At 41.9% G+C, this 18,915-nt stretch carries 18 protein-coding genes; 11 read left to right on the top strand and 7 right to left on the bottom strand.

Annotated features, from left to right (window positions below):
* The 3 genes from A4S05_RS42780 to A4S05_RS33895 form a co-directional block, all read left to right on the top strand.
* On the top strand, positions 1 to 230 hold a 230-nt coding region (locus tag A4S05_RS42780; RefSeq protein WP_370684509.1), incomplete at its 5' end, for a hypothetical protein.
* A 19-nt stretch (positions 231 to 249) separates the two neighbouring features.
* Entirely contained in the window at positions 250 to 2,139 is a 1,890-nt protein-coding gene (locus A4S05_RS33900) for a S9 family peptidase (RefSeq protein WP_069074160.1), read from the top strand.
* 228 nt (positions 2,140 to 2,367) lie between these two features.
* Entirely contained in the window at positions 2,368 to 2,670 is a 303-nt protein-coding gene (locus A4S05_RS33895) for a PadR family transcriptional regulator (protein WP_069074159.1), read from the top strand.
* Between the two features lie 151 nt (positions 2,671 to 2,821).
* Here A4S05_RS33895 and A4S05_RS33890 read toward each other — a convergent pair whose 3' ends face one another.
* A complete protein-coding gene (locus A4S05_RS33890; protein WP_069074158.1) occupies positions 2,822 to 3,244 on the bottom strand; it encodes a protein tyrosine phosphatase family protein in 423 nt (140 codons plus the stop codon).
* A gap of 141 nt (positions 3,245 to 3,385) precedes the next feature.
* Here A4S05_RS33890 and A4S05_RS33885 point away from each other — a divergent pair, with 141 nt between their 5' ends.
* Positions 3,386 to 4,600, top strand: a complete 1,215-nt coding sequence (locus A4S05_RS33885) for a chromate transporter (RefSeq protein WP_069074157.1) — start codon at positions 3,386 to 3,388, stop codon at positions 4,598 to 4,600.
* Between the two features lie 207 nt (positions 4,601 to 4,807).
* Here the strand turns inward: A4S05_RS33885 and A4S05_RS33880 are convergent, their stop codons facing one another.
* The 4 genes from A4S05_RS33880 to pheS form a co-directional block, all read right to left on the bottom strand.
* A complete protein-coding gene (locus A4S05_RS33880) occupies positions 4,808 to 6,361 on the bottom strand; it encodes an RNA-directed DNA polymerase (RefSeq protein WP_069074156.1) in 1,554 nt (517 codons plus the stop codon).
* 322 nt (positions 6,362 to 6,683) lie between these two features.
* A complete protein-coding gene (locus A4S05_RS33875; protein WP_069074155.1) occupies positions 6,684 to 6,968 on the bottom strand; it encodes a type II toxin-antitoxin system RelE/ParE family toxin in 285 nt (94 codons plus the stop codon).
* The gene (locus A4S05_RS33870) at positions 6,965 to 7,180 is read right to left on the bottom strand and encodes a hypothetical protein (protein WP_069074154.1); all 216 of its coding nucleotides are present in this window, start codon (positions 7,178 to 7,180) and stop codon (positions 6,965 to 6,967) included. The genes A4S05_RS33875 and A4S05_RS33870 overlap by 4 nt, the downstream gene beginning before the upstream one ends.
* A 45-nt stretch (positions 7,181 to 7,225) precedes the next feature.
* On the bottom strand, positions 7,226 to 8,218 hold the full coding sequence (gene pheS, locus A4S05_RS33865; RefSeq protein WP_069074153.1) for a phenylalanine--tRNA ligase subunit alpha: 993 nt from the start codon (positions 8,216 to 8,218) through the stop codon (positions 7,226 to 7,228).
* Positions 8,219 to 8,583: 365 nt separating this feature from the next.
* Between pheS and surE the strand changes: the two genes are divergently transcribed.
* From surE to A4S05_RS33845, 5 genes are all read left to right on the top strand, one after another.
* The gene (gene surE, locus A4S05_RS33860) at positions 8,584 to 9,390 is read left to right on the top strand and encodes a 5'/3'-nucleotidase SurE (protein WP_069074152.1); all 807 of its coding nucleotides are present in this window, start codon (positions 8,584 to 8,586) and stop codon (positions 9,388 to 9,390) included.
* Between the two features lie 284 nt (positions 9,391 to 9,674).
* Positions 9,675 to 10,571: an MBL fold metallo-hydrolase gene (locus tag A4S05_RS33855; RefSeq protein WP_084227364.1), complete on the top strand. Its 897-nt coding sequence runs from the start codon at positions 9,675 to 9,677 to the stop codon at positions 10,569 to 10,571.
* A gap of 71 nt (positions 10,572 to 10,642) precedes the next feature.
* Positions 10,643 to 10,846, top strand: coding sequence for a hypothetical protein (locus tag A4S05_RS40925; protein ID WP_141699886.1), 204 nt, complete (start codon positions 10,643 to 10,645; stop codon positions 10,844 to 10,846).
* Positions 10,847 to 10,977: 131 nt separating this feature from the next.
* A complete protein-coding gene (locus A4S05_RS33850) occupies positions 10,978 to 12,042 on the top strand; it encodes a bifunctional riboflavin kinase/FAD synthetase (RefSeq protein WP_069074150.1) in 1,065 nt (354 codons plus the stop codon).
* A 149-nt stretch (positions 12,043 to 12,191) separates the two neighbouring features.
* Positions 12,192 to 13,100, top strand: coding sequence for an AAA family ATPase (locus tag A4S05_RS33845; RefSeq protein ID WP_069074149.1), 909 nt, complete (start codon positions 12,192 to 12,194; stop codon positions 13,098 to 13,100).
* A gap of 130 nt (positions 13,101 to 13,230) precedes the next feature.
* On the opposite strand, the gene A4S05_RS33840 is transcribed toward A4S05_RS33845, so the two are convergent.
* Both A4S05_RS33840 and A4S05_RS33835 read right to left on the bottom strand, forming a co-directional pair.
* Positions 13,231 to 14,559 carry a hypothetical protein gene (locus A4S05_RS33840; protein ID WP_069074148.1) on the bottom strand — a complete coding sequence of 443 codons (1,329 nt, stop codon included), beginning with the start codon at positions 14,557 to 14,559 and terminating at the stop codon, positions 13,231 to 13,233.
* A 35-nt stretch (positions 14,560 to 14,594) separates the two neighbouring features.
* Positions 14,595 to 15,689 (bottom strand): cysteine synthase family protein, encoded by a 1,095-nt coding sequence (locus tag A4S05_RS33835; RefSeq protein ID WP_069074147.1) that lies wholly within the window; start codon positions 15,687 to 15,689, stop codon positions 14,595 to 14,597.
* Positions 15,690 to 16,448: 759 nt separating this feature from the next.
* Here A4S05_RS33835 and rppA point away from each other — a divergent pair.
* Together rppA and rppB are read left to right on the top strand one after the other, a co-directional pair.
* Positions 16,449 to 17,201 (top strand): two-component system response regulator RppA, encoded by a 753-nt coding sequence (gene rppA, locus A4S05_RS33830; RefSeq protein ID WP_069074146.1) that lies wholly within the window; start codon positions 16,449 to 16,451, stop codon positions 17,199 to 17,201.
* On the top strand, positions 17,188 to 18,627 hold the full coding sequence (rppB, locus tag A4S05_RS33825; RefSeq protein WP_069074145.1) for a two-component system sensor histidine kinase RppB: 1,440 nt from the start codon (positions 17,188 to 17,190) through the stop codon (positions 18,625 to 18,627). Before rppA ends, rppB begins: the two co-directional genes overlap by 14 nt.
* Positions 18,628 to 18,915: the final 288 nt, after the last annotated feature.

The following is an 18,915-nucleotide window of genomic DNA, read 5'->3' as shown; positions in this document are numbered from 1 at the left end:
ATCAAAGACTCATTAACGAGTATAAAATGTGGATGAACGGAGCGAAAAGACTCGTTCACGAGTATCAAAGGTGGATGAACGGAGCTAAAAGCCTCGTTCACGAGTATCAAAGGTGGATGAATGGAGCTAAAAGCCTCGTTCACGAGTATCAATGCCTTATCCTTATTTTCCAGCTAGGTTCATCCAATAGGATGAATTGTCATTTTCACCACCAAGTGACAATAGGGTAGTCAAGTAGAGGATAAAAATATGTCATCTGCTCAAGCGCCCTCTCTAGCACCGCTGATTCCGCGCGAAATTCTGTTTGGGAATCCCGAAAAAACTAGCCCACAACTCTCGCCTGATGGCAAGTACTTGGCATATATCGCCCCTGATGAGAAAAATGTCTTGCAGGTATGGTTGCGAACTATAGGACAAGAAGACGACCAAATACTAACTGCTGACAAAAAGCGCGGTATCCGCATTTTCTTCTGGACTTATAACGCCGACCAGTTGATTTATATGCAAGACTCGGATGGTGACGAGAACTTTCATCTCCACTTGGTTAATATCCACTCCAAGATTGTGCGTGACTTAACGCCATTCCAAGGTGTAAAAGCCGAACTTGTGGAACTGGAACCTAAATTTCCAGATCAAGCACTCGTAGCGTTGAACTTGAACAATCCCCAAAAGTTTGACGTTTATCGCATCAATCTAAAAAATGGTGCGGTTGAGTTCGACACCGATAACCCCGGTAACATTATCAGTTGGACATCTGACGCTGATTTCCAAGTACGTGCAGCAATAGCTAGTACTCCTGATGGTGGTTACGATTTGTTATTACGGGAAACCACGGATAAAGAGTGGGATGTTCTCCGTCACTGGGGACTAGAAGAACAAGGGAATTCTGTTAGCTTCTCGGCTGATGGCAAAACACTTTATATTGAAGGCAGTCATGATGCTAACGCCCAACGTCTGCTAGCTGTTGACTTAGATACCCGTGAAGAAACAGCGATCGCCCAAGATGAGCAGTATGATGTTATGGGGATAGTCATTCAGCCTGTAACACGAGTTATCCAAGCAGTTTCTTTCTACAAAGACAAACAGGAATGGCAGGTAATTGACGAAAGTATCGCCGCTGATTTTGAAGAAATTGCCAAGGTACGTTCTGGGGAGTTTTCTTTAATTAGCCGCGATTTGGAAGATAAAAACTGGCTATTAGCTTACAACACAGACGATGGTCCAGTTTATTACTATGCCTATAACCGAGAATCGAAAACTAGCACTTTCCTTTTTAGCAACCAACCCAAACTCGAAGGTTTGCAGTTAGCATCAATGCAACCGATTTCCTACGAGGCACGGGATGGTTTAACTATCCACGGTTACCTCACAACCCCTGTGGGAATACTTAGCCAGAATCTACCAACAATACTCCTGGTTCACGGCGGTCCTTGGATGCGGGATACCTGGGGTTTAGATCCGGAAGCGCAATGGTTAGCTAACCGGGGTTACGCTGTTCTGCAAGTAAACTTTCGCGGTTCCACTGGCTACGGCAAAGCATTTTTGAATGCTGGAAATCGAGAATGGGCTGCTAAAATGCACGACGATTTAATTGATGCTGTTAACTGGCTAGTGGAAAAAGGTATTTCTGACCCGCAAAAGATTGCCATTATGGGTGGTTCTTATGGCGGTTATGCCACCCTAGTGGGGTTAACTTTTACACCAGAAGTTTTTGCCGCTGGTGTGGATATTGTCGGGCCGAGTAACCTAATTACGCTGATAGGAACTATACCGCCTTATTGGGAACCATTGAAGGCAATGCTTTATCATCGTGTCGGTAACTTGGAGACAGAAGAGGAATTTTTGAAATCGCGATCGCCTTTATTTTTCGCTGACCGGATTCAAAAACCTTTACTTATCGGTCAAGGTGCAAATGATCCGCGAGTGAAACAATCAGAAAGTGATCAAATTGTCAACGCAATGCAGCAAGCTGGTTTACCAGTGAAATATGCGCTTTATACAGATGAAGGACATGGTTTTGCCAGACCAGAAAATCGGTTGCACTTCTTTGCGATCGCAGAAGAGTTTCTCGCCAAATATTTAGGCGGCAGATTTGAACCTTTGGCAGATATACCCGGTCATTCAGGAATAGTTAATTGAAGGAGGCAGGAGGCAGAAGGCAGGAGGCAGGAGGCAGAAGGTTTTACCTCAGTTGGGGATTCAAACCCCTCCTGAAAAAGAGCCACAAAACTAGAATTTTTGGAGTTCTTGTCTTAAACCCTTGCTACCCCTGCGCTATCTGCCTCCAACATCCTCGATAAAAAAATCCCACAATGCCCAGCGCGATAAGCGAAAATGAAATTCTAAGTGTCGTAAAAGCCTTGCTCAATGGATGGAAGAGAGTTCTACTCAAGCTTGATTCGGCTTCACATTCTGCATCATGCAGTTCAGGAGCAAATTTTTGGGCTAGGTATTATTGAAGAACTGGCACGTCACGGCTATAAACTCAGTGCCGGAACACTCTATCCAATGTTGCATGATATGGAGCGCAAGGGATATCTATATTCCGTTGAGGAGAGATCGGGGCGGCAAAGCCGACGACTCTATCGAGCTACCGATTTAGGAAAAATGACCCTAGAGGATGCTAAAGAAAAGGTACGGGAATTATTTGGCGAATTGTTCGAGGAGTAGTAAAATCATCCCTTCACCGAATTTTAGATTTTAAATTTAGGATTTTGGATTAAATGCCCGTTTTAGCTCAAATCTCAGATTCTTGACTCAACTCCCAAAGAAAGTATGGGGTCAATCTAAAATCTAAAATCTAAAATCCAAAATTATTTGACTAGAGGTTTTCTAAAAACTTCTGGAGATGAGGTTGATCTGGGTTGATATCAAGTTCTTTTGCTCTTGCTAAAACCTGTTCACGGTTCAGCTTTTGTTGAGTTGCAAAGGCAATGAGCGCTAAGGCACTGGCTCGTCCACCGGCACCACAATGAAAATATATAGGAGTCGGCAATTCCTGTAGTTCTGAGAGAACTGTTGCAGTCAAGTTGTCGTTGGCTGAATTTGACTTGAGTGGAACATTGACGTATTCAAGACCTACGGCTTTTGCTTGTTGCTGTTCGTCTGCTAAAACCCCAGTTTCATCAAGCGATCGCAGATTAACCACAGACTTATACCCTTCATCAGCAAGCTGTTTTAGTGTCTCTGGGGTTGGCTGTCCACCTGCTGAAAACTCATCGCTCACTTTCTTGACATTACTCATATATACTCCGTAATCTCGATTGTATTACCGTGTTTTTGAGCCAATGGCATAGTATCACAAATTAATTTCTAATTATATAGCTTTTCGTTATCGAAATTCGATATCCTAATTTTGTCATCATAATTAATCAGGAAAACTATAGTGACGCAAGAAGCTGAGGATATCCAGAAAGAGCAAGAAGTGGTTTCCTATAAAGTTTTGACTCCCAAACAACAGAAGCAGCGATTAACAGAACTGGCGGCGGTGTTTTTGCGATTGGGGGCGATCGCTTTTGGTGGCCCTGCTGCCCACATCGCCATGATGGACAATGAAGTAGTGAATCGCCGTCAGTGGATGAGCCGGGAGAAACTGCTAGATTTACTGGGAATTACGAATTTGATTCCAGGCCCCAACTCAACAGAATTAGCCATTCACATTGGCTACGAACGAGCCGGATGGCGTGGTTTAGTAGTTGCGGGTAGCTGCTTTATTCTACCTGCGATGTTGATTGTTTGGGCATTAGCCGCCATTTATGCTCGTTATCAAACAGTTCCCCAGGTAGAATGGCTGCTCTATGGAATTAAACCTGTAATTATTGCGATCGTGATTCAGGCTGTGTGGAATTTGGGGAAAAAGGCAGCCAAAGACGTACCGACAATTATTGCAGGGATAGCAGCGATCATAGGGTATCTAGCTGGATTGAATGAAATTTTGGTGCTGATTTTGCTAGGTATTGCTGTGATGCTACTAAAAAATTGGCAAGCCAGAGGACACACAAGCGGAGTATTCCTGTTACCTATGTCAGGTATGCTGGCGCAGGTTGGGAGTACAACAGCAACAGTTACATCAGTCAGTTGGATTAACGTCTTTGTCTTTTTTCTCAAAATTGGATGTGTTCTCTATGGTAGTGGCTATGTATTGCTGGCATTTCTGCAACGAGATTTAGTCGAGCGCAACCAGTGGTTGACATCACAACAGCTTTTAGATGCCGTAGCGATCGGACAATTTACACCGGGGCCTGTTTTCACCACCGCCACATTTATTGGATATTTGCTAGCAGGAAATGCCGGAGCGATCGCTGGTACAATCGGCATTTTCTTGCCAGCTTTTATGCTGGTGTTGCTGGTTAATCCTTGGGTTCCTAAGTTGCGTCAATCTCCTTGGGCAAGTGGATTTTTGGATGGTGTAAATGCGGCTTCTTTAGGATTAATGGCAGGAGTCACTTACACATTGGGACAAGCCGCACTGGTAGATTGGTTAACAATTATCATGGCAATTTTGAGTGCGATCGCTGTGTTCAGATTTAAAATTAATTCAGCCTGGTTGGTGCTAGCAGGAGGAGCGATTGGACTTGCTTCACACATATTATTTGGCTGAAGATAGCAATAAAAAAGTGATTTTAAATCTTTTGTTAATGAATGAATTTTAACTTTTAAATTTTGTCTTGTTCGGCAATTATCTGACTTTTTCGGCTTGGAGTAATTGCTATGCGGATAATTGTAAATATGGGAGGATAGTAGAAGCGATCGCAGAAGAGTTTCTCGCCAAATACTAGTTTTAACAGGTTAAATTAAATTGCCAAAGTCAGAATCTACCAGAGGGGCCACTAGTAGAGTTTGGCGGAATAACTAAAGGAGTCTTACTTCCATAAAAAGTAATGCCATTATCCTTGAGCAGAGAAAACCAAGGATCTTTTGATACATAATCGACTTTTTTAGATAAATGCCCTTGTAGATTAGCTTCATAACAAAGGAGCCATTGCTCACCATAAAGTTCATCTTCATTTAAAAATTGTTCCCATGTACTTGTATCTAAACTTTCTTTAATCTGCCCTTGCTTACGTGCATTTAAAGCTAAAATTGCTACTATAGAATCTTCCATTTTAGAAATAGACTCTGTAGCTAGCTTGTTAATTGATAAGTTAAAAACCATTGCTGACCAGATAGCCCAAGCAACTTCACTGCTATGTCCAAGTATTGCATTTCTGTAGATTTGAAAGTTAATAACTTCTTCAAGCAAGGATAAGTTAATGTTATATTTGTTTATTTTCTTTTCTTGAATTATTGAAAGAGAATCACGTAAAGTACTAGGCTCAATAGTAATTGACTGTAAGAGAAGACTTTCAAGAAGAGACCAATTATTTATATCAAGATTGCTAATCTTACTAATTCGTGCAACTGCATATTTAAGTACTGGTTCCCCAGGGAATTCATTTCTAAGTTGAAATGCTTTATCAAAATAACGAATAATATCTTGCATTTGTGCAAGCCCATTTTCGCTAAATTTATAGTCAGATAGTTCTAAAACCCATATTGAATCCAAAGAACATGGTAACTCAAGAATTTTGGTTTTCTCAAAGTTAATAGTTAATTCAAACTCTGAAAGTACCTGTTGAATTTGGCTTAAAGCTGATTCAGCATCTGAAATGTTTTGAAATACAAACTCATAATCATCACTATAACGAAAGCCTTTGAATGGATAGTTACAAATGCTCTTTAATCGCTTTTCTAGTTCTATATCTGTTGTACAAAGTATCAGTTCGGCAATGACTAATGAAGTATCTGGGCCAATAGGGATACCTAGTGTTTGACCATCTTGACTATTTCTCAAAATTTTATCAAGATTATTTCCCAGAAGAGTCATATCATTTCTCTGTTGTTTGGCCAATGATTTTCCATGTATTGCCCAGGGAATACTATGAGTGTAAATAGATTGATAAAATCGAGAAATATCTGTATGTAATATATATCGTCCGGCTATTCTATTTTTAGCTCTTTCAACAGGAATTAAGTAGAAATCAAGTACAGGTGAAATAGAACGTTCACGTTGTGGATGAGGAGTATGAGTAGGCTTACTTTTTGAAAAATTAGAACGTTTTATTATTTGATTAACTGTAGACCAATTAGTATCTAATAAATTAGAAATTTCTAAGAAAAATACTGGGTTTGGAATACCTAAGTTTCTTCTTAATGAGTTGTATCTAACATGATTATGACTATAAATTTTTGCAGTTCTCTTAGGGTAACGTGGAAAAGCTATTTTACCAGATGTAGCAAAGTCAGCGAGGGAAATAGTATTAAAAGGAGGAGGCAGTTCTTTTGGAAAATATCCTCTAGCTATTAAATCTCTGCTATTCATCTTTAGTATTTTAGGATTATAGAATTTACTATAAGATATGTTGCCTTGAAATCGAGATAAAAGCAATTGTAATTGCAGTTAATGAATGGAGTAACTGTAATCAAGCAAGGTTTTTGTACAATAAAGTAGCTTCTTGAGCCGCAACTAAGTAAGAAAACTGCGCGATCGCACTTCTCAAATCACTTCGCCTGTCTGCCTTTTAACCGCATTGTGTTTCTCCAGCTTTGAGTACTTGCTCTGCGGTTAGCTGTAGCTCTGGGAAAATAGTAGAAGCGATCGCACTATTTCCTGCAAATCTGGTTTCTTCAACAGCACCTACAATTCAGTAAACTTCATCATGAGTGCCGATATCAATTAACAAAATTTCCTCTTCACCAGATTCTATATTTTGCACAAAGTTAAAGACAATGCGACAATCATAATCCACTGAACACGCCCAAGCTCCAGATAGTTTGCCTTTTAGTTTATGGGACTGCAAAAATGGATCAAATGGATCGGCGGTTAGTAGTGCTAACCGCTCTTCAATTCGCTCTTGTAATTCTGGCTGTCGTCGTACCAATCGCTTAAATGCTCGTTTAAACGATGATGCCAGAACTACAGTTCTCATTTGCGTAACTCATCCATGATTTGAGTAACAGTTCCACGAAACACTTTACCAGTCTGATATTCTACTTGTGCTTGAGCGATATTAGCAGCAATTTCAGAACGCCGCCGTTCTGCCAACCGATGACTTATCAGATCAATTAATGTTTCTTGTTCATCTACTGATAAATCTTCGATGCTTTCTAGAACTTGATCTAACCTGGAAACTGAGGTCATTATTTATTGTTACCTTGCTTGCAGTACATAACTTTTACATAAGTCCTAAAATTGCCGCAAAAACCGCAAATCGCTAGCATACAACCGACGAATATCATCGATTTGATGTAACACCATTGCAAAGCGTTCTACACCAAAACCCGCAGCAAACCCTGTATAAATTTCTGGGTCATAACCCACAGACTTAAGTACATTTGGATCGACCATACCGCAGCCCATTACCTCCAGCCAGCGACCATTCCACTGCAAATCCACTTCAGCGGAAGGTTCAGTAAAGGGAAAATAACTGGCGCGGAAACGAATTGGCAAATCGCCAAATATTGCTTGTAAAAATACTTTAATTGTGCCCTTGAGGTCAGTAAAAGTTAGTCCCTCGTCAATGGCTAAAAGTTCTATTTGATGGAAAACAGCCGAGTGAGTCGCGTCTACATTATCTCGCCGATAAACTCGCCCTGGAGCCACAACCCTAATCGGTGGTTCTTCTCTTTCCATGTAACGAATTTGGACTGACGAGGTATGAGTCCGGAGAAGATTACCATCTGGCAGGTAGAAGGTATCCTGCATATCACGGGCGGGGTGATCAGGCGGGGTATTCAAAGCCTCAAAATTATAATAATCTGTTTCCATTTCTGGCCCTTGAGCCACGGTGTAACCCATACCAACAAAGATATCCAGTGCCCGGTCGATAATGCCATTGAGGGGATGAATGCGACCTTGGGGGCTATAAATTCCCGGCATAGTTACATCTAGGGTTTCCGCCTCTAGCTGTAGTTGAATTTGTGCGGATTCCAGGGCGACGCGTTGCTGGTCTAGACTAGTTTGCAGGGATTCTTTAACTGTATTAGCGATCGCTCCAATTTTTGGTCGTTCCTCTGCACTCATTTGCCCCATACTTCGCAACAGTGCCCCCAACTCGCCTTTTTTACCCAGATAGTTAACTCTGAGTTCTTCTAGACGTTCTAGGGTGTCGGCGGCTGCGATCGCTTTTTCTCCTTCTTGCCGCAGTGCTAAAAGTTGAGCTTCTAAATTGCTAGTCATTAGTTATTAGTCATTGGTCATTAGTCATTAGTCTATAGTCAAAAGCTGTGAACTGGTCGATAAATAAACCTACAGCTATACCATTAACATCAGCCAAAGGCGAGGGTCAAAACCAAACCTTTAGAGACAATTGGGGTAGTCGAGGGGGCGCGTAAATCCAGCTAACATCTCAATTAACAAAGAATTGGCGATAGACAAGGAGATTGAACAACTTGTTAAAAGTAGGCAAACTTTCGCCACAGTGTACTTAGTGAGTATAAATATTTTTTGCCCCTTGTGACCTCAGACATTGACAAATGCCGAATAACAAATAACTAATAACTAATGATTAATGACAAATGACCAATGACCAATGACCAATAACTATGAAATTACTAATTAGTAACGATGACGGCATTTCTGCTTTGGGGATTCGTACCCTAGCCAACTATTTGGCAGAGGCAGGTCATGATGTCAGTGTAGTTTGCCCAGATCGAGAGCGATCGGCGACTGGACACGGGTTAACTTTACACCAACCCATTCGCGCCGAAATTGTTGAAGGGATTTTTCATCCTGCTATCAAAGCTTGGGCTTGCGATGGTACGCCTTCAGATTGTGTCAAATTAGCGCTGTGGGCTTTGCTCTCGACTCCCCCCGATTTGGTTCTCTCTGGCATTAATCAAGGTGCGAATTTGGGAACTGAAATTCTGTATTCCGGCACTGTGTCTGCGGCAATGGAAGGTTTAATTGAAGGCATTCCCAGCATAGCCCTAAGTCTTATGAGCCACACATCTAAAGACTTTCAACCTGCTGCTAAGTTTGCCAAAATTCTCGTAGACCAATTAGCCCAAAAACCACTACCAGATTTAATGTTGCTCAACGTCAATATTCCGGCTGTGAAGTGGGAAGAAATTGCCGGTGTTACTCTCACCCGTCAAGGAATACGGCGTTACATTGATGTATTTGATAAACGAGTTGATCCTCGTGGAAAAACTTACTACTGGCTAACTGGAGAGGTAATGGAGGATGTGGAACCCCCAACCGGATTAAATCTGCCTGAAAATGTACCTACAGACGTGCAGGTTGTACGTAAAAACTACATCAGTATTACCCCGTTACAATACAATCTGACTTACGCAACTGGACTAGATAAATTGTCTGAGTGGGAATTCAATATTCCTGAAATAATTTGATTTATCAGGACAAAACTGAGGTTATTTAAATACATTAGAGAAAAATGTAGGCTATAACGTAGGGGCACTCTTGAAATAACCGATACACATCCACCCCAAAATCTGGAAAATTTTAACTGACAGTATTTCATCAACATTTACACAATCAGCCAGAAACAGGGTATGCTGTTTTACCAAGAAATCCTCCCTCTAGCAAAATTGGCGAGACAGCATAAACTTAGACAGAAACAGAATAGGTAACAATTTTTCCAATTATCGCCCGCTCAGTCCAGCAAGCAATACACATGTCTAGGATAGAGAACCAATTTACCGTACAATTTTGGGGCGTTCGCGGCAGCATCCCCAGTCCAGGGCCACACACCGTTCGTTACGGCGGTAATACCCCTTGCATATCAATGCAAGCGGGCGATAAACGCTTAATTTTCGATGCTGGCACGGGACTACACGTTTTGGGGCAATCCTTGTTGCGCCAAATGCCGTTAGAAGCTCACATATTTTTTACTCACTCTCACTGGGATCACATGCAGGGTTTTCCCTTCTTTACCCCAGGGTTTGTAAAGGGTAATGACTTTCATATCTACGGCGCGATCGCACCTGATGGTTCTACCATAGAACAGCGCCTCAACGATCAAATGTTACACCCGAACTTTCCCGTACCCTTGCAGATTATGCAAGCCAATTTAAAGTTCTACGACATTCGACCGGGGCAACCAATCCACATCGATGACCTTACCGTAGAAACAGCACCTTTAAACCATCCAGGTGAAGCCGTAGGATACCGCGTCAACTGGCGTGGTGGTGCTGCTGCTTATATTACTGATACCGAACATTTTCCCGACCGACTCGATGACAATGTGCTTTGGCTAGCTCGTAATGCCGACATTTTAATTTACGATTCTACCTACACAGACGAGGAATATCATTGCCCAACATCCCTAAAAATTGGCTGGGGACATTCTACCTGGCAAGAAGCGGTGAAAGTAGCACAAGCTGCTAACGTCAAAACTCTGGTGATTTACCACCACGACCCCGCCCACAACGACGACTTTTTGGATCGTGTAGGCAAACAAGCTGCTGAAAAATTTCCTGGCGCTATTATGGCACGAGAAGGAATGGTACTTCAGATTCCCACTTCAGTTGCCTTATCAGAATCTTTTCCTGTTAGTAAGTTTTCTACCTAAAGATTGCGATCGCAGGAATTGGAGATTTTAGATTAGATTGGTGATCAGAAGCTTGCAGCAGTCATTGGTCATTGGTCATTAGTCATTGGACAAAGCGCAAAATCTGTAGCAATATCCCGCAGGGTGCGCCGACTTCCGGCGATAGAGTAGCGATTCGTCGAGTCCGCATTACCCCTGGGGAAAAGCAAGCTAGCTACACACATCGTTTTGTAGAGAGCGTCTGGCAACTCTTAGAGACGCTCTTGCTAGCTTGCTTAAGAGTAGAAATTTTGTAAGAGAGAACAAAGGACAAATGACAAATGACAAATGACAAGTTGCTACTAGAAAACCTGTACTCCTCAAGGCGGTTTACTATAAGGTAGCTTCATGCTGATAGCTAAAATAAACCTAAAATCTCAGAATCCACGTGCTAAATTTGTCTCAAAATGGGTGTTCTGTGTGGGTTGCTTCTTCAAGTGAAGGGCTACTAACGCCGACTGCTGTTGCCCTTGGCAAGTTTGATGGTGTTCATCTTGGTCATCAAAGGGTAATTCAGCCAGTCTTGCACGCTGGTAGTCACTTGTCAGTAGCCAGTAGTCCGCAGTCAAAGGAAAATCAACTGCCAAATCAAGAATATATCTACTCAACAGTTGTCACCTTTGACCCCCATCCACAGGAATTTTTTACAGGGCAGCCCCGGACTTTGTTAACGCCACTGGATGAAAAAGTCCAACAATTGCGATCGCTTGGGGTAGAACAGCTGGTACTACTGCCCTTTGACAAAGAATTATCTGCTTTGACTCCCGAAGAATTCGTCGAAAAAATTCTTGTGCAACAACTGCAATGCCAGCAAATTAGTATCGGGGAAGATTTTTGCTTTGGTGAAAAGCGTAGTGGTACTGCTAAAGATTTGCAATTAATCGCCGCCAAGTACAATATCCCTGTTGCGATCGTTCCTTTACAAACTTATACAGGTGACTCGCCCATTCAAAGTAATTGCGTTAGTACTACTCCGACTCAAGATGCCCGCATTAGCACTTCATTGATCCGCCAAACCCTTGAGCAGGGAGATATCGAAAACGCAAATTTACTACTAGGACGCCCTTACACCCTCATTGGTCATGTCGTTCAAGGTCAACAATTAGGCAGAACAATTGGCTTTCCCACCGCTAACCTCCAACTACCAAAAGAAAAATTTTTGCCCCGCCAAGGAGTTTACGCTGTCCGCGTTTTTACTCTCACTGAAACATCAGATGTTTCTCCTAGTGAGGGCTTGGGTGTCATGAATATCGGTAATCGCCCAACTGTAAACGGTACTTATTCATCTGCGGAAGTACATTTATTAGATTGGTCTGGTGATTTGTATGGCAAAAAACTGGCTGTGCAGCTAGTTAAATTTTTACGCCCTGAACAAAAATTTCCTTCTCTAGAAGCCCTGAAAACACAAATTCAACTTGACTGCGTTGTTGCGAGAGAAGTTTTGGGTGCTTAGTGGGAACAATAGATAGGGCATGGGGCATTGGGCATGGGGAATTGGAAAATTCTTACCTAGTCCTCAGCACTTAGTATCTACTACCCAGTCCCCACTCCCCAATCCCCACTCCCCACTCCCCACTCCCCACTCCCCATTCCCCACAACGCATGAGAGAAAAAATCGACGCTTTAACACAAAATCTAGCTCTTACCATCGTTGGCAAAGCTGAGGCAATACGCTTAGTGCTAGTCGCCTTATTAGGTGGTGGTCATGCCCTCCTAGAAGATGTCCCTGGTGTTGGTAAAACCCTCCTCGCTAAATCTCTAGCTCGTTCACTGGATGGCAAGTTTCAACGGCTACAATGCACTCCCGATTTACTGCCAACAGATATCACAGGCACCAACATCTGGAATCCTAAAAGCGGTGAATTTACTTTTCTGACTGGGCCAGTCTTTACCAATGTGTTACTAGCTGACGAAATCAATCGTGCTACGCCCCGCACTCAGTCAGCGTTGCTGGAAGTTATGGAAGAACACCAGGTAACAGTCGATGGTGTCTCTCGTCCAGTTCCCCAACCCTTCTTTGTCATCGCCACTCAAAACCCTATCGAGTATCAAGGTACTTTTCCCCTGCCGGAAGCGCAAATGGATCGGTTTATGTTGTCGCTGAGTTTGGGCTATCCTTCTGAAGCAGAAGAACTCCTGATGCTGCAAAATCTTCAAAATGGTGTCAAGGTTGCTGATTTGCAGCCTTGTATTACCTTGGCAGAAGTACAGGAATTGCGTTACCTCTGTTCTCAAGTAAAAGTAGCAACTTCCTTGCAGCAGTACATTCTCGAATTGGTGCGGGTAACACGCCAAGATGAGGAAATTGCCCTTGGCGTCAGTCCACGTGGCACATTAGCATTGCAACGAGCTGCTCAAGCCCTAGCTTTTCTATCAGGGCGTGATTATGCGATTCCTGATGATGTGAAATTTCTCGTCCCTCACGTTCTTTGCCATCGCCTTATTGCTAGAGGAGGACGCAATTCAAGAACTGTTGTTGAGCGATTATTGCGATCGGTTTCTATTCCTTAAGGTAAGGTGATTTCGATGAGCTAAAAAACAGCTATCCGAGATGGCGATAACTCTATTTATTGCTAGCGATTAAACATGCTTTTTGTTCACTGTTAATAGTGCCATAGTCGCTAGTCAAAATTGAGCCAATTTATTTCTTTTGAAGCGCAAAAACAAGCACGATTATTTCACTAATAACGCCCGCAAGCATTCCATACGCTGCTGAATTAGCTCCGCTATGTCTGGTAAAAATCAGACTGCCACATACTACTAAAGTAAAAGTTGCAGCAACTACTGTTGCCAAGTTGATCAGCCAGTTCTTGCCTTTGTGAATAAGTAGCCCTTGAAACGTATTTTGCAGTGCTAAGAGCAGGGGTAGAAATGACAGTATTTGTACTACCGGACGAGCTGCTTCCACAAGAGATGAATTATTTCCCAAAAACTGACCAAGTAGTAATAATCCTTTGTCTGTAAACCCAAGAAAAATTGGTATTACAGTAAAACCAAAACCGACAAGAGCCACAAAAGCAACAAGTGTTCGCCTAGAAGTTTCTTCATAAGTAGAAATTACCACTTGTTGAATCATACGTGTACCGTTAGCGATCGAAAGAAGTAGTCCCCAAGCAGCGGGCCATACAGCAAGTGCGAGGCTGCCATCGAATGAGCGCGCAATGAGACTCAGGAGTATTGCCCTTGCACCCCAAACAATAAGCATTGTTGAAGCTAAGGGAAGATAGTAAAAGGTGACTTCTTGAAAGGTTTGAGGCAGTTTTTTAGTCTCAGAATGTACTTGTTGGTTAAGAATAGAAATAGCACCAAGACGCAAACAAAACCATGTGACCAGCACTGCCTCTATGAGTATTGCTCCCATCATGGTAATACCTGCTAGCAATCCTCCATCTAACCTCAAGCTTACTCCCACTGCCAGCGTCACAATTACCCAAGTCAATCGCGCTACACTTGCCCAACCTACAGCTATGCTCTTGTGAGCGCGGATCAGCAACCCTTGAAAGAATCGCCGCCAAGCAATTACGAAAGGCCAAAGGAACATTAATATAAAAGCAGTTCTTCCTCGTGCGGCAATTGATGAGCTAACGCCAAATACATCAAGCAGTAACCAGTTATACAAAGGTTCCCAAGTGAGTAAAAGAAAGATAACACTAAGAGCTAGTCCCGCAATTACCGTAAACTGCCAAAGTGCACGCCGAGATTTGGCTTGGCCTCCCAGTGCGGTTGAGGCATGAAGAATCATGATGATGGGGCTTTCTAGAAATACGGCAACTCCTTTGACTACCCCAACTCCGGCTAATGTCTCTTGGGGAAAGGCTAGGCGACTAAGTGCAGAGGTCTGAAGCGGATCGCCGAGAGTCATTGCCACATCAGTTAAGGAAAGAGGTATGAACTGGGCAAGTAACATCAATAGCGATCGCCCAGAAGCTGTTTTATTACCTTCCTGTTCTTGCTGGGGTGAGGTATTCATGAAAATTTTCAGTATTATATGATTATGATGAGTTATTAAAAATACACAGGAGTTAGTGAGGCGATCGCATTATCAAGATGCTCTCCTTCTTTAAGGGTAAATCCATAACGGTCAAGCCAATGGTCATCGTAGACTGTCTCAAGATATCTATCTCCTCGGTCTGGATTGATCATCAAAATCCGCGCACCCTCACCAAGAGAGCGTGCCAGATGTAAACCACCAGCTACAATTGCCCCTGTGGAAGCACCAAGAAGCAATCCCTCACGACGTGCAAGTGCATGGCACACTGAGTAAGCGATCGCCTCTGGTATCACATAAGCACGATTCAGCAGCGAAAGCTCCAGATTAGGTGGAAAGAACGATAATCCGATACCTGTCATCTTGTATGGTTTTGCTGGCGTTCCCATAATGACTGAACCCTCAACATCAACGCCAACAATGCGTAGTCCTGGAAATCGCGGTAGAAGATAACGAGCTATTCCCATTATTTGTCCTGCTGTGCTAACACCGACGACCACGGCATCAAGCTTGGAGGAAAAGTGAGCTTCAATCTCACGCGCAGTGTAGTATGAGTGTGCCTCAGCATTCAAAGGATTCAAGTGTTGACACGGATACCAAGCATGAGGAATGGTCGCAGCAAGCTCACGCGCTCGTTTCATTCTTGCCTTCTGCATCGAGCCTGATTCATCTGCCTCATGTAACGGTACATCTACAAGTTCTGCACCGTATGCTTTCAACATTCGTCTAAACGGTGGAGCAGTTTTTGCATCGACAACAATAATGACTCGATACCCTCGCACTGCTCCTACCATAGCCAGACCAACGCCGAAATTTCCTGAACTTGACTCGATAATCGTACCACCAGGCACAAGAAGCCCTTCTTCTTCAGCACGAGTAACGAGGTAGACTGCATTTTTCTCCTTAATAGAACCTCCAGGATTGCAGCTCTCTAACTTCAAGAAACATTCTGAGACAACACATACAGGAGAAATATTCTTGAGTTTTACAATCGGTACATTTCCTATTGCCTCGGTAACATCAGAGGCAGTAATCTTTTTCCATTTACTATGATTGTTCCATTGACAGTTAGAAACGTTCTCGAATGATGAAGATTTTGCAAGCTGATTCATATTTACCATCCAAAAAATTTAAAACCTAGTAGGAATTATCAGGGCTGAATGAACTTGCTCATTGGAGCAGATTTGTATTTGCAATATCACTACTACATTCTTTTATTGACGTTCTGAATTGTAGTGAATATTGCTTGTATAGCTCATCACAACTTAAAAATGTTTCAATTTTGTCCAAAAGCAAATATAAATTCGGTCTTAGCGAGAACTACCTGAGCAAGCTTTTAAGTCATGTCCACAAAAATCTTGATATCCATTATGGAATCAACCTATTTTTTATCTTGAATGATAAATATGAAATCAAGATGAAATTTTCTATTTTGTTTTTAATAATTTTCCAAGCTCAGTATTTATAATGTGTTTTTGTCATCTAATTTACTTCTCATTCTTATATAATTTGAAGAAAAATTCAGATTCAGAAATCATAATTATGGGAGCATACCTCTTTGGTGAAAACATCAAATAGCGAGTGTTCCGTTGAGGTAAGCACAACGAACAGAAAGTACTGAATTTACGTTGTCAACTTTCCACTGCGCTCCAGAACTTTTCATGCTTGACCAAGAAGCTTAAATAGCAAATTCCACGAGTACAACCTATTTTGGCAAGTTGTCTACTGAGTCCTTTTTATCTTTTCATGTATCTGATAATACTATAGTCTGCTATTAAGTCTTGTATAGCTTAATCCTAATTTTTAAGAATTTCATTCTAATTTCATAAACTTCTGTCAACCTATTTATAGGGATATCCCTATTGCAAACTATGATTACATCACAAATTTACAACGAACCTTTAACTATTCAATTTGATATGAGGGTGCTGCTAGTCGAAGATGAGCCAGATTTAGGGGCTGCTATCAAGCGCACCTTAAATCAACAAAAGTACTTAGTTGATTGGGTAATGGATGGTAATGAAGCATGGGCTTACTTAGAAAATAGCTCGGCACAATATACAGTCGCAATTCTTGATTGGATGCTTCCAGGAATTACTGGTTTAGAGTTGTGCAAAAGACTGCGTTACAAAGTAAATCCTCTTCCTATCCTGATACTAACTGCTAGAGATAGAATGGAAGATAAAGTAGCCGGACTAGATGCAGGTGCTGACGACTACTTGGTAAAGCCATTCGGTATGGTAGAACTACTGGCACGATTGCGGGCTTTGCAGCGTCGCTCTCCACATTTTCAACCTCAACAATTGACTGTTGATAACTTGACTCTTGATTATGGTAACAGTACAGTTGTCAGACAAAATACTACAGGTGAACAACAAAAGATTCCTTTAACTAATAAAGAATTCCAACTATTGGAATATTTTATGAAACACCCCAACCAGATTGTTACTACTGAACAAATTCGCAATCAAATTTGGGAAGTTAATGCTGAATCAACTAGCAACGTAGTGGCGGCGCAAATACGTTTGTTACGTCGCAAACTCACCAATAGCCACTGTGCTAACTCAATTGAAACTTTGCATGGTATGGGATATCGTCTTAATCTCAACAATGAATCAGAATAAGCTGTTTCGACTCACCCGTATTCGGTTGGCTCTGTATTATGCCATCGTTATGGGTTTAATTTTAAGCCTATGTGCCTTCGGTTTTTATCGATCTGTGTTCCATGCCCATGTGATGGCTTTAGACAGTGAAATCGAGTCTGTAGCGGGAACATTGCACGATAGTATCGAACTAAAACTACAGTCACCTGGACGTTTGGAACCTTTGGCACATAAGTTATTCCCAAATCTAGATAACTGTGCAACTGGAGCTACTAATTGTATTCAACAACAGCCGCATTCTAAACGTCATCTTCTTGGTATCGTTACTAAGACTAGCTACTATATACGTTTTTTTGATATTTCTGGAAAATTGATTGCTAATGCTGGTTATTATCCAAAGGGATTACCTGACGTTTTTAATCAAAAAACTTGGCAATTTCTTAAAGACAGCAAAGGCAAAGATTACCATCAAATTACTCTAGCACTGCATACCAAAAATTATCAAGACTGGGGATATATGCAGGTGGGGCGAAGTCTGCAAGAGTTTAATCATTACTTGGATAGTGTGAAATTAGTTTCGGTATTAGGGCTGTTAATTGCAATGGTTATGATTGCTGGTGCTAGTTGGTGGTTATCAGGATTAGCTATGCAGCCAATTTATCAATCCTATCGACAAATTCAACAGTTTACAGCAGACGTAGCACATGAATTACGAACGCCTTTAGCTGCAACAGGTGCAACGGTGGAATCAGCACTTTTAATGTCACGAATAGACGAAGAAGATACAAGGGATATTTTGCAAACTATACAGCGTCAGAATCAACGGATAACTACTTTAGTTGTTGATTTATTGATGTTGGCACGTTTAGATAAACAAGCCCAAAAGTTACAATGTGAAGTTTGTTGCCTAAATGATATTGTTAGCGATTTAGTTGAGGAGTTTGAAGCGATGGCAAATGCCGCAGAGGTAAAGCTAACATCTTTCATACAAGTGCATCAAGCTCTGAATATTATAGGTAATGCTGACCAGCTTTATCGCTTGTTGTCTAATTTAATTGTCAATGCAATTCAATACACATCCAGAGGAGGAGAGGTAACAGTTTTTTTAGATTGCAACGACTATAATGCTGTAATTAAAGTTCAAGATACAGGCATTGGTATCCCAAAACACGAACTGAATCGAATTTTTGATCGCTTTTATCGGGTGAGTAGCGATCGCTCCCGTAGCACTGGTGGTTCTGGATTGGGATTAGCTATTGTTCAAGCTATTGTTCAAGCACATCAAGGTAAATTAAATGTACAAAGCGAGTTGGGTCAAGGTAGTACTTTTACAGTTCAATTACTTTTGGATGTTGCTCCACTAAGGAGCGTAAGCGCAGCCCAACCTAGGCATCGCTCTATGTTTCTATGGAAATTGATGTATCGCAATTTACGTGGTTATAAATAAAATTTTTACCTAATTTATCGAACAGAATTCAGGAGTCAGGAGGTCACTGAGCGTAGTCGAAGTGAGTCAGAATTCAGCAATGTTTTCTGTATGACTGGCGGATAGCGTAGCGTTAGCGAGTCTGCGATAGCGCAGCGGTAGCGAGTATTCGAGCGTCGCGTCTGAATAAGCGGGTTTAAGAGGATGTTTTAAAAGTGGGGGGCAATTGTAAGAAAGCTCACAAGGCTTAAGCTGAAATTATAAGCATCAGCACCTTGTGAGCAAATGACTAAAGCATATCGTAGTAAC

The sequence above is a fragment of the Nostoc sp. KVJ20 genome (genome assembly GCF_001712795.1).
Taxonomy (GTDB): domain Bacteria; phylum Cyanobacteriota; class Cyanobacteriia; order Cyanobacteriales; family Nostocaceae; genus Nostoc.
The sequence above is the reverse complement of the archived record's forward strand: the minus strand, read 5'-3'. Positions and strand labels throughout refer to the sequence as shown.

What these genes read in the sequence shown, in the direction of transcription:
- A4S05_RS33840 (WP_069074148.1), bottom strand. Translation starts at nt 14,559, where the DNA reads ATGAATACCTCACCCCAGCAAGAACAGGAAGGTAATAAAACAGCTTCT.
- A4S05_RS33845 (WP_069074149.1), top strand. Translation starts at nt 12,192, where the DNA reads ATGAGAGAAAAAATCGACGCTTTAACACAAAATCTAGCTCTTACCATC.
- A4S05_RS33895 (WP_069074159.1), top strand. Translation starts at nt 2,368, where the DNA reads ATGGATGGAAGAGAGTTCTACTCAAGCTTGATTCGGCTTCACATTCTG.
- A4S05_RS33880 (WP_069074156.1), bottom strand. Translation starts at nt 6,361, where the DNA reads ATGAATAGCAGAGATTTAATAGCTAGAGGATATTTTCCAAAAGAACTG.
- rppA (WP_069074146.1), top strand. Translation starts at nt 16,449, where the DNA reads ATGATTACATCACAAATTTACAACGAACCTTTAACTATTCAATTTGAT.
- A4S05_RS33870 (WP_069074154.1), bottom strand. Translation starts at nt 7,180, where the DNA reads ATGACCTCAGTTTCCAGGTTAGATCAAGTTCTAGAAAGCATCGAAGAT.
- pheS (WP_069074153.1), bottom strand. Translation starts at nt 8,218, where the DNA reads ATGACTAGCAATTTAGAAGCTCAACTTTTAGCACTGCGGCAAGAAGGA.
- A4S05_RS33855 (WP_084227364.1), top strand. Translation starts at nt 9,675, where the DNA reads ATGTCTAGGATAGAGAACCAATTTACCGTACAATTTTGGGGCGTTCGC.
- A4S05_RS33875 (WP_069074155.1), bottom strand. Translation starts at nt 6,968, where the DNA reads ATGAGAACTGTAGTTCTGGCATCATCGTTTAAACGAGCATTTAAGCGA.
- A4S05_RS33900 (WP_069074160.1), top strand. Translation starts at nt 250, where the DNA reads ATGTCATCTGCTCAAGCGCCCTCTCTAGCACCGCTGATTCCGCGCGAA.
- surE (WP_069074152.1), top strand. Translation starts at nt 8,584, where the DNA reads ATGAAATTACTAATTAGTAACGATGACGGCATTTCTGCTTTGGGGATT.
- A4S05_RS33890 (WP_069074158.1), bottom strand. Translation starts at nt 3,244, where the DNA reads ATGAGTAATGTCAAGAAAGTGAGCGATGAGTTTTCAGCAGGTGGACAG.
- A4S05_RS33835 (WP_069074147.1), bottom strand. Translation starts at nt 15,689, where the DNA reads ATGAATCAGCTTGCAAAATCTTCATCATTCGAGAACGTTTCTAACTGT.
- rppB (WP_069074145.1), top strand. Translation starts at nt 17,188, where the DNA reads ATGAATCAGAATAAGCTGTTTCGACTCACCCGTATTCGGTTGGCTCTG.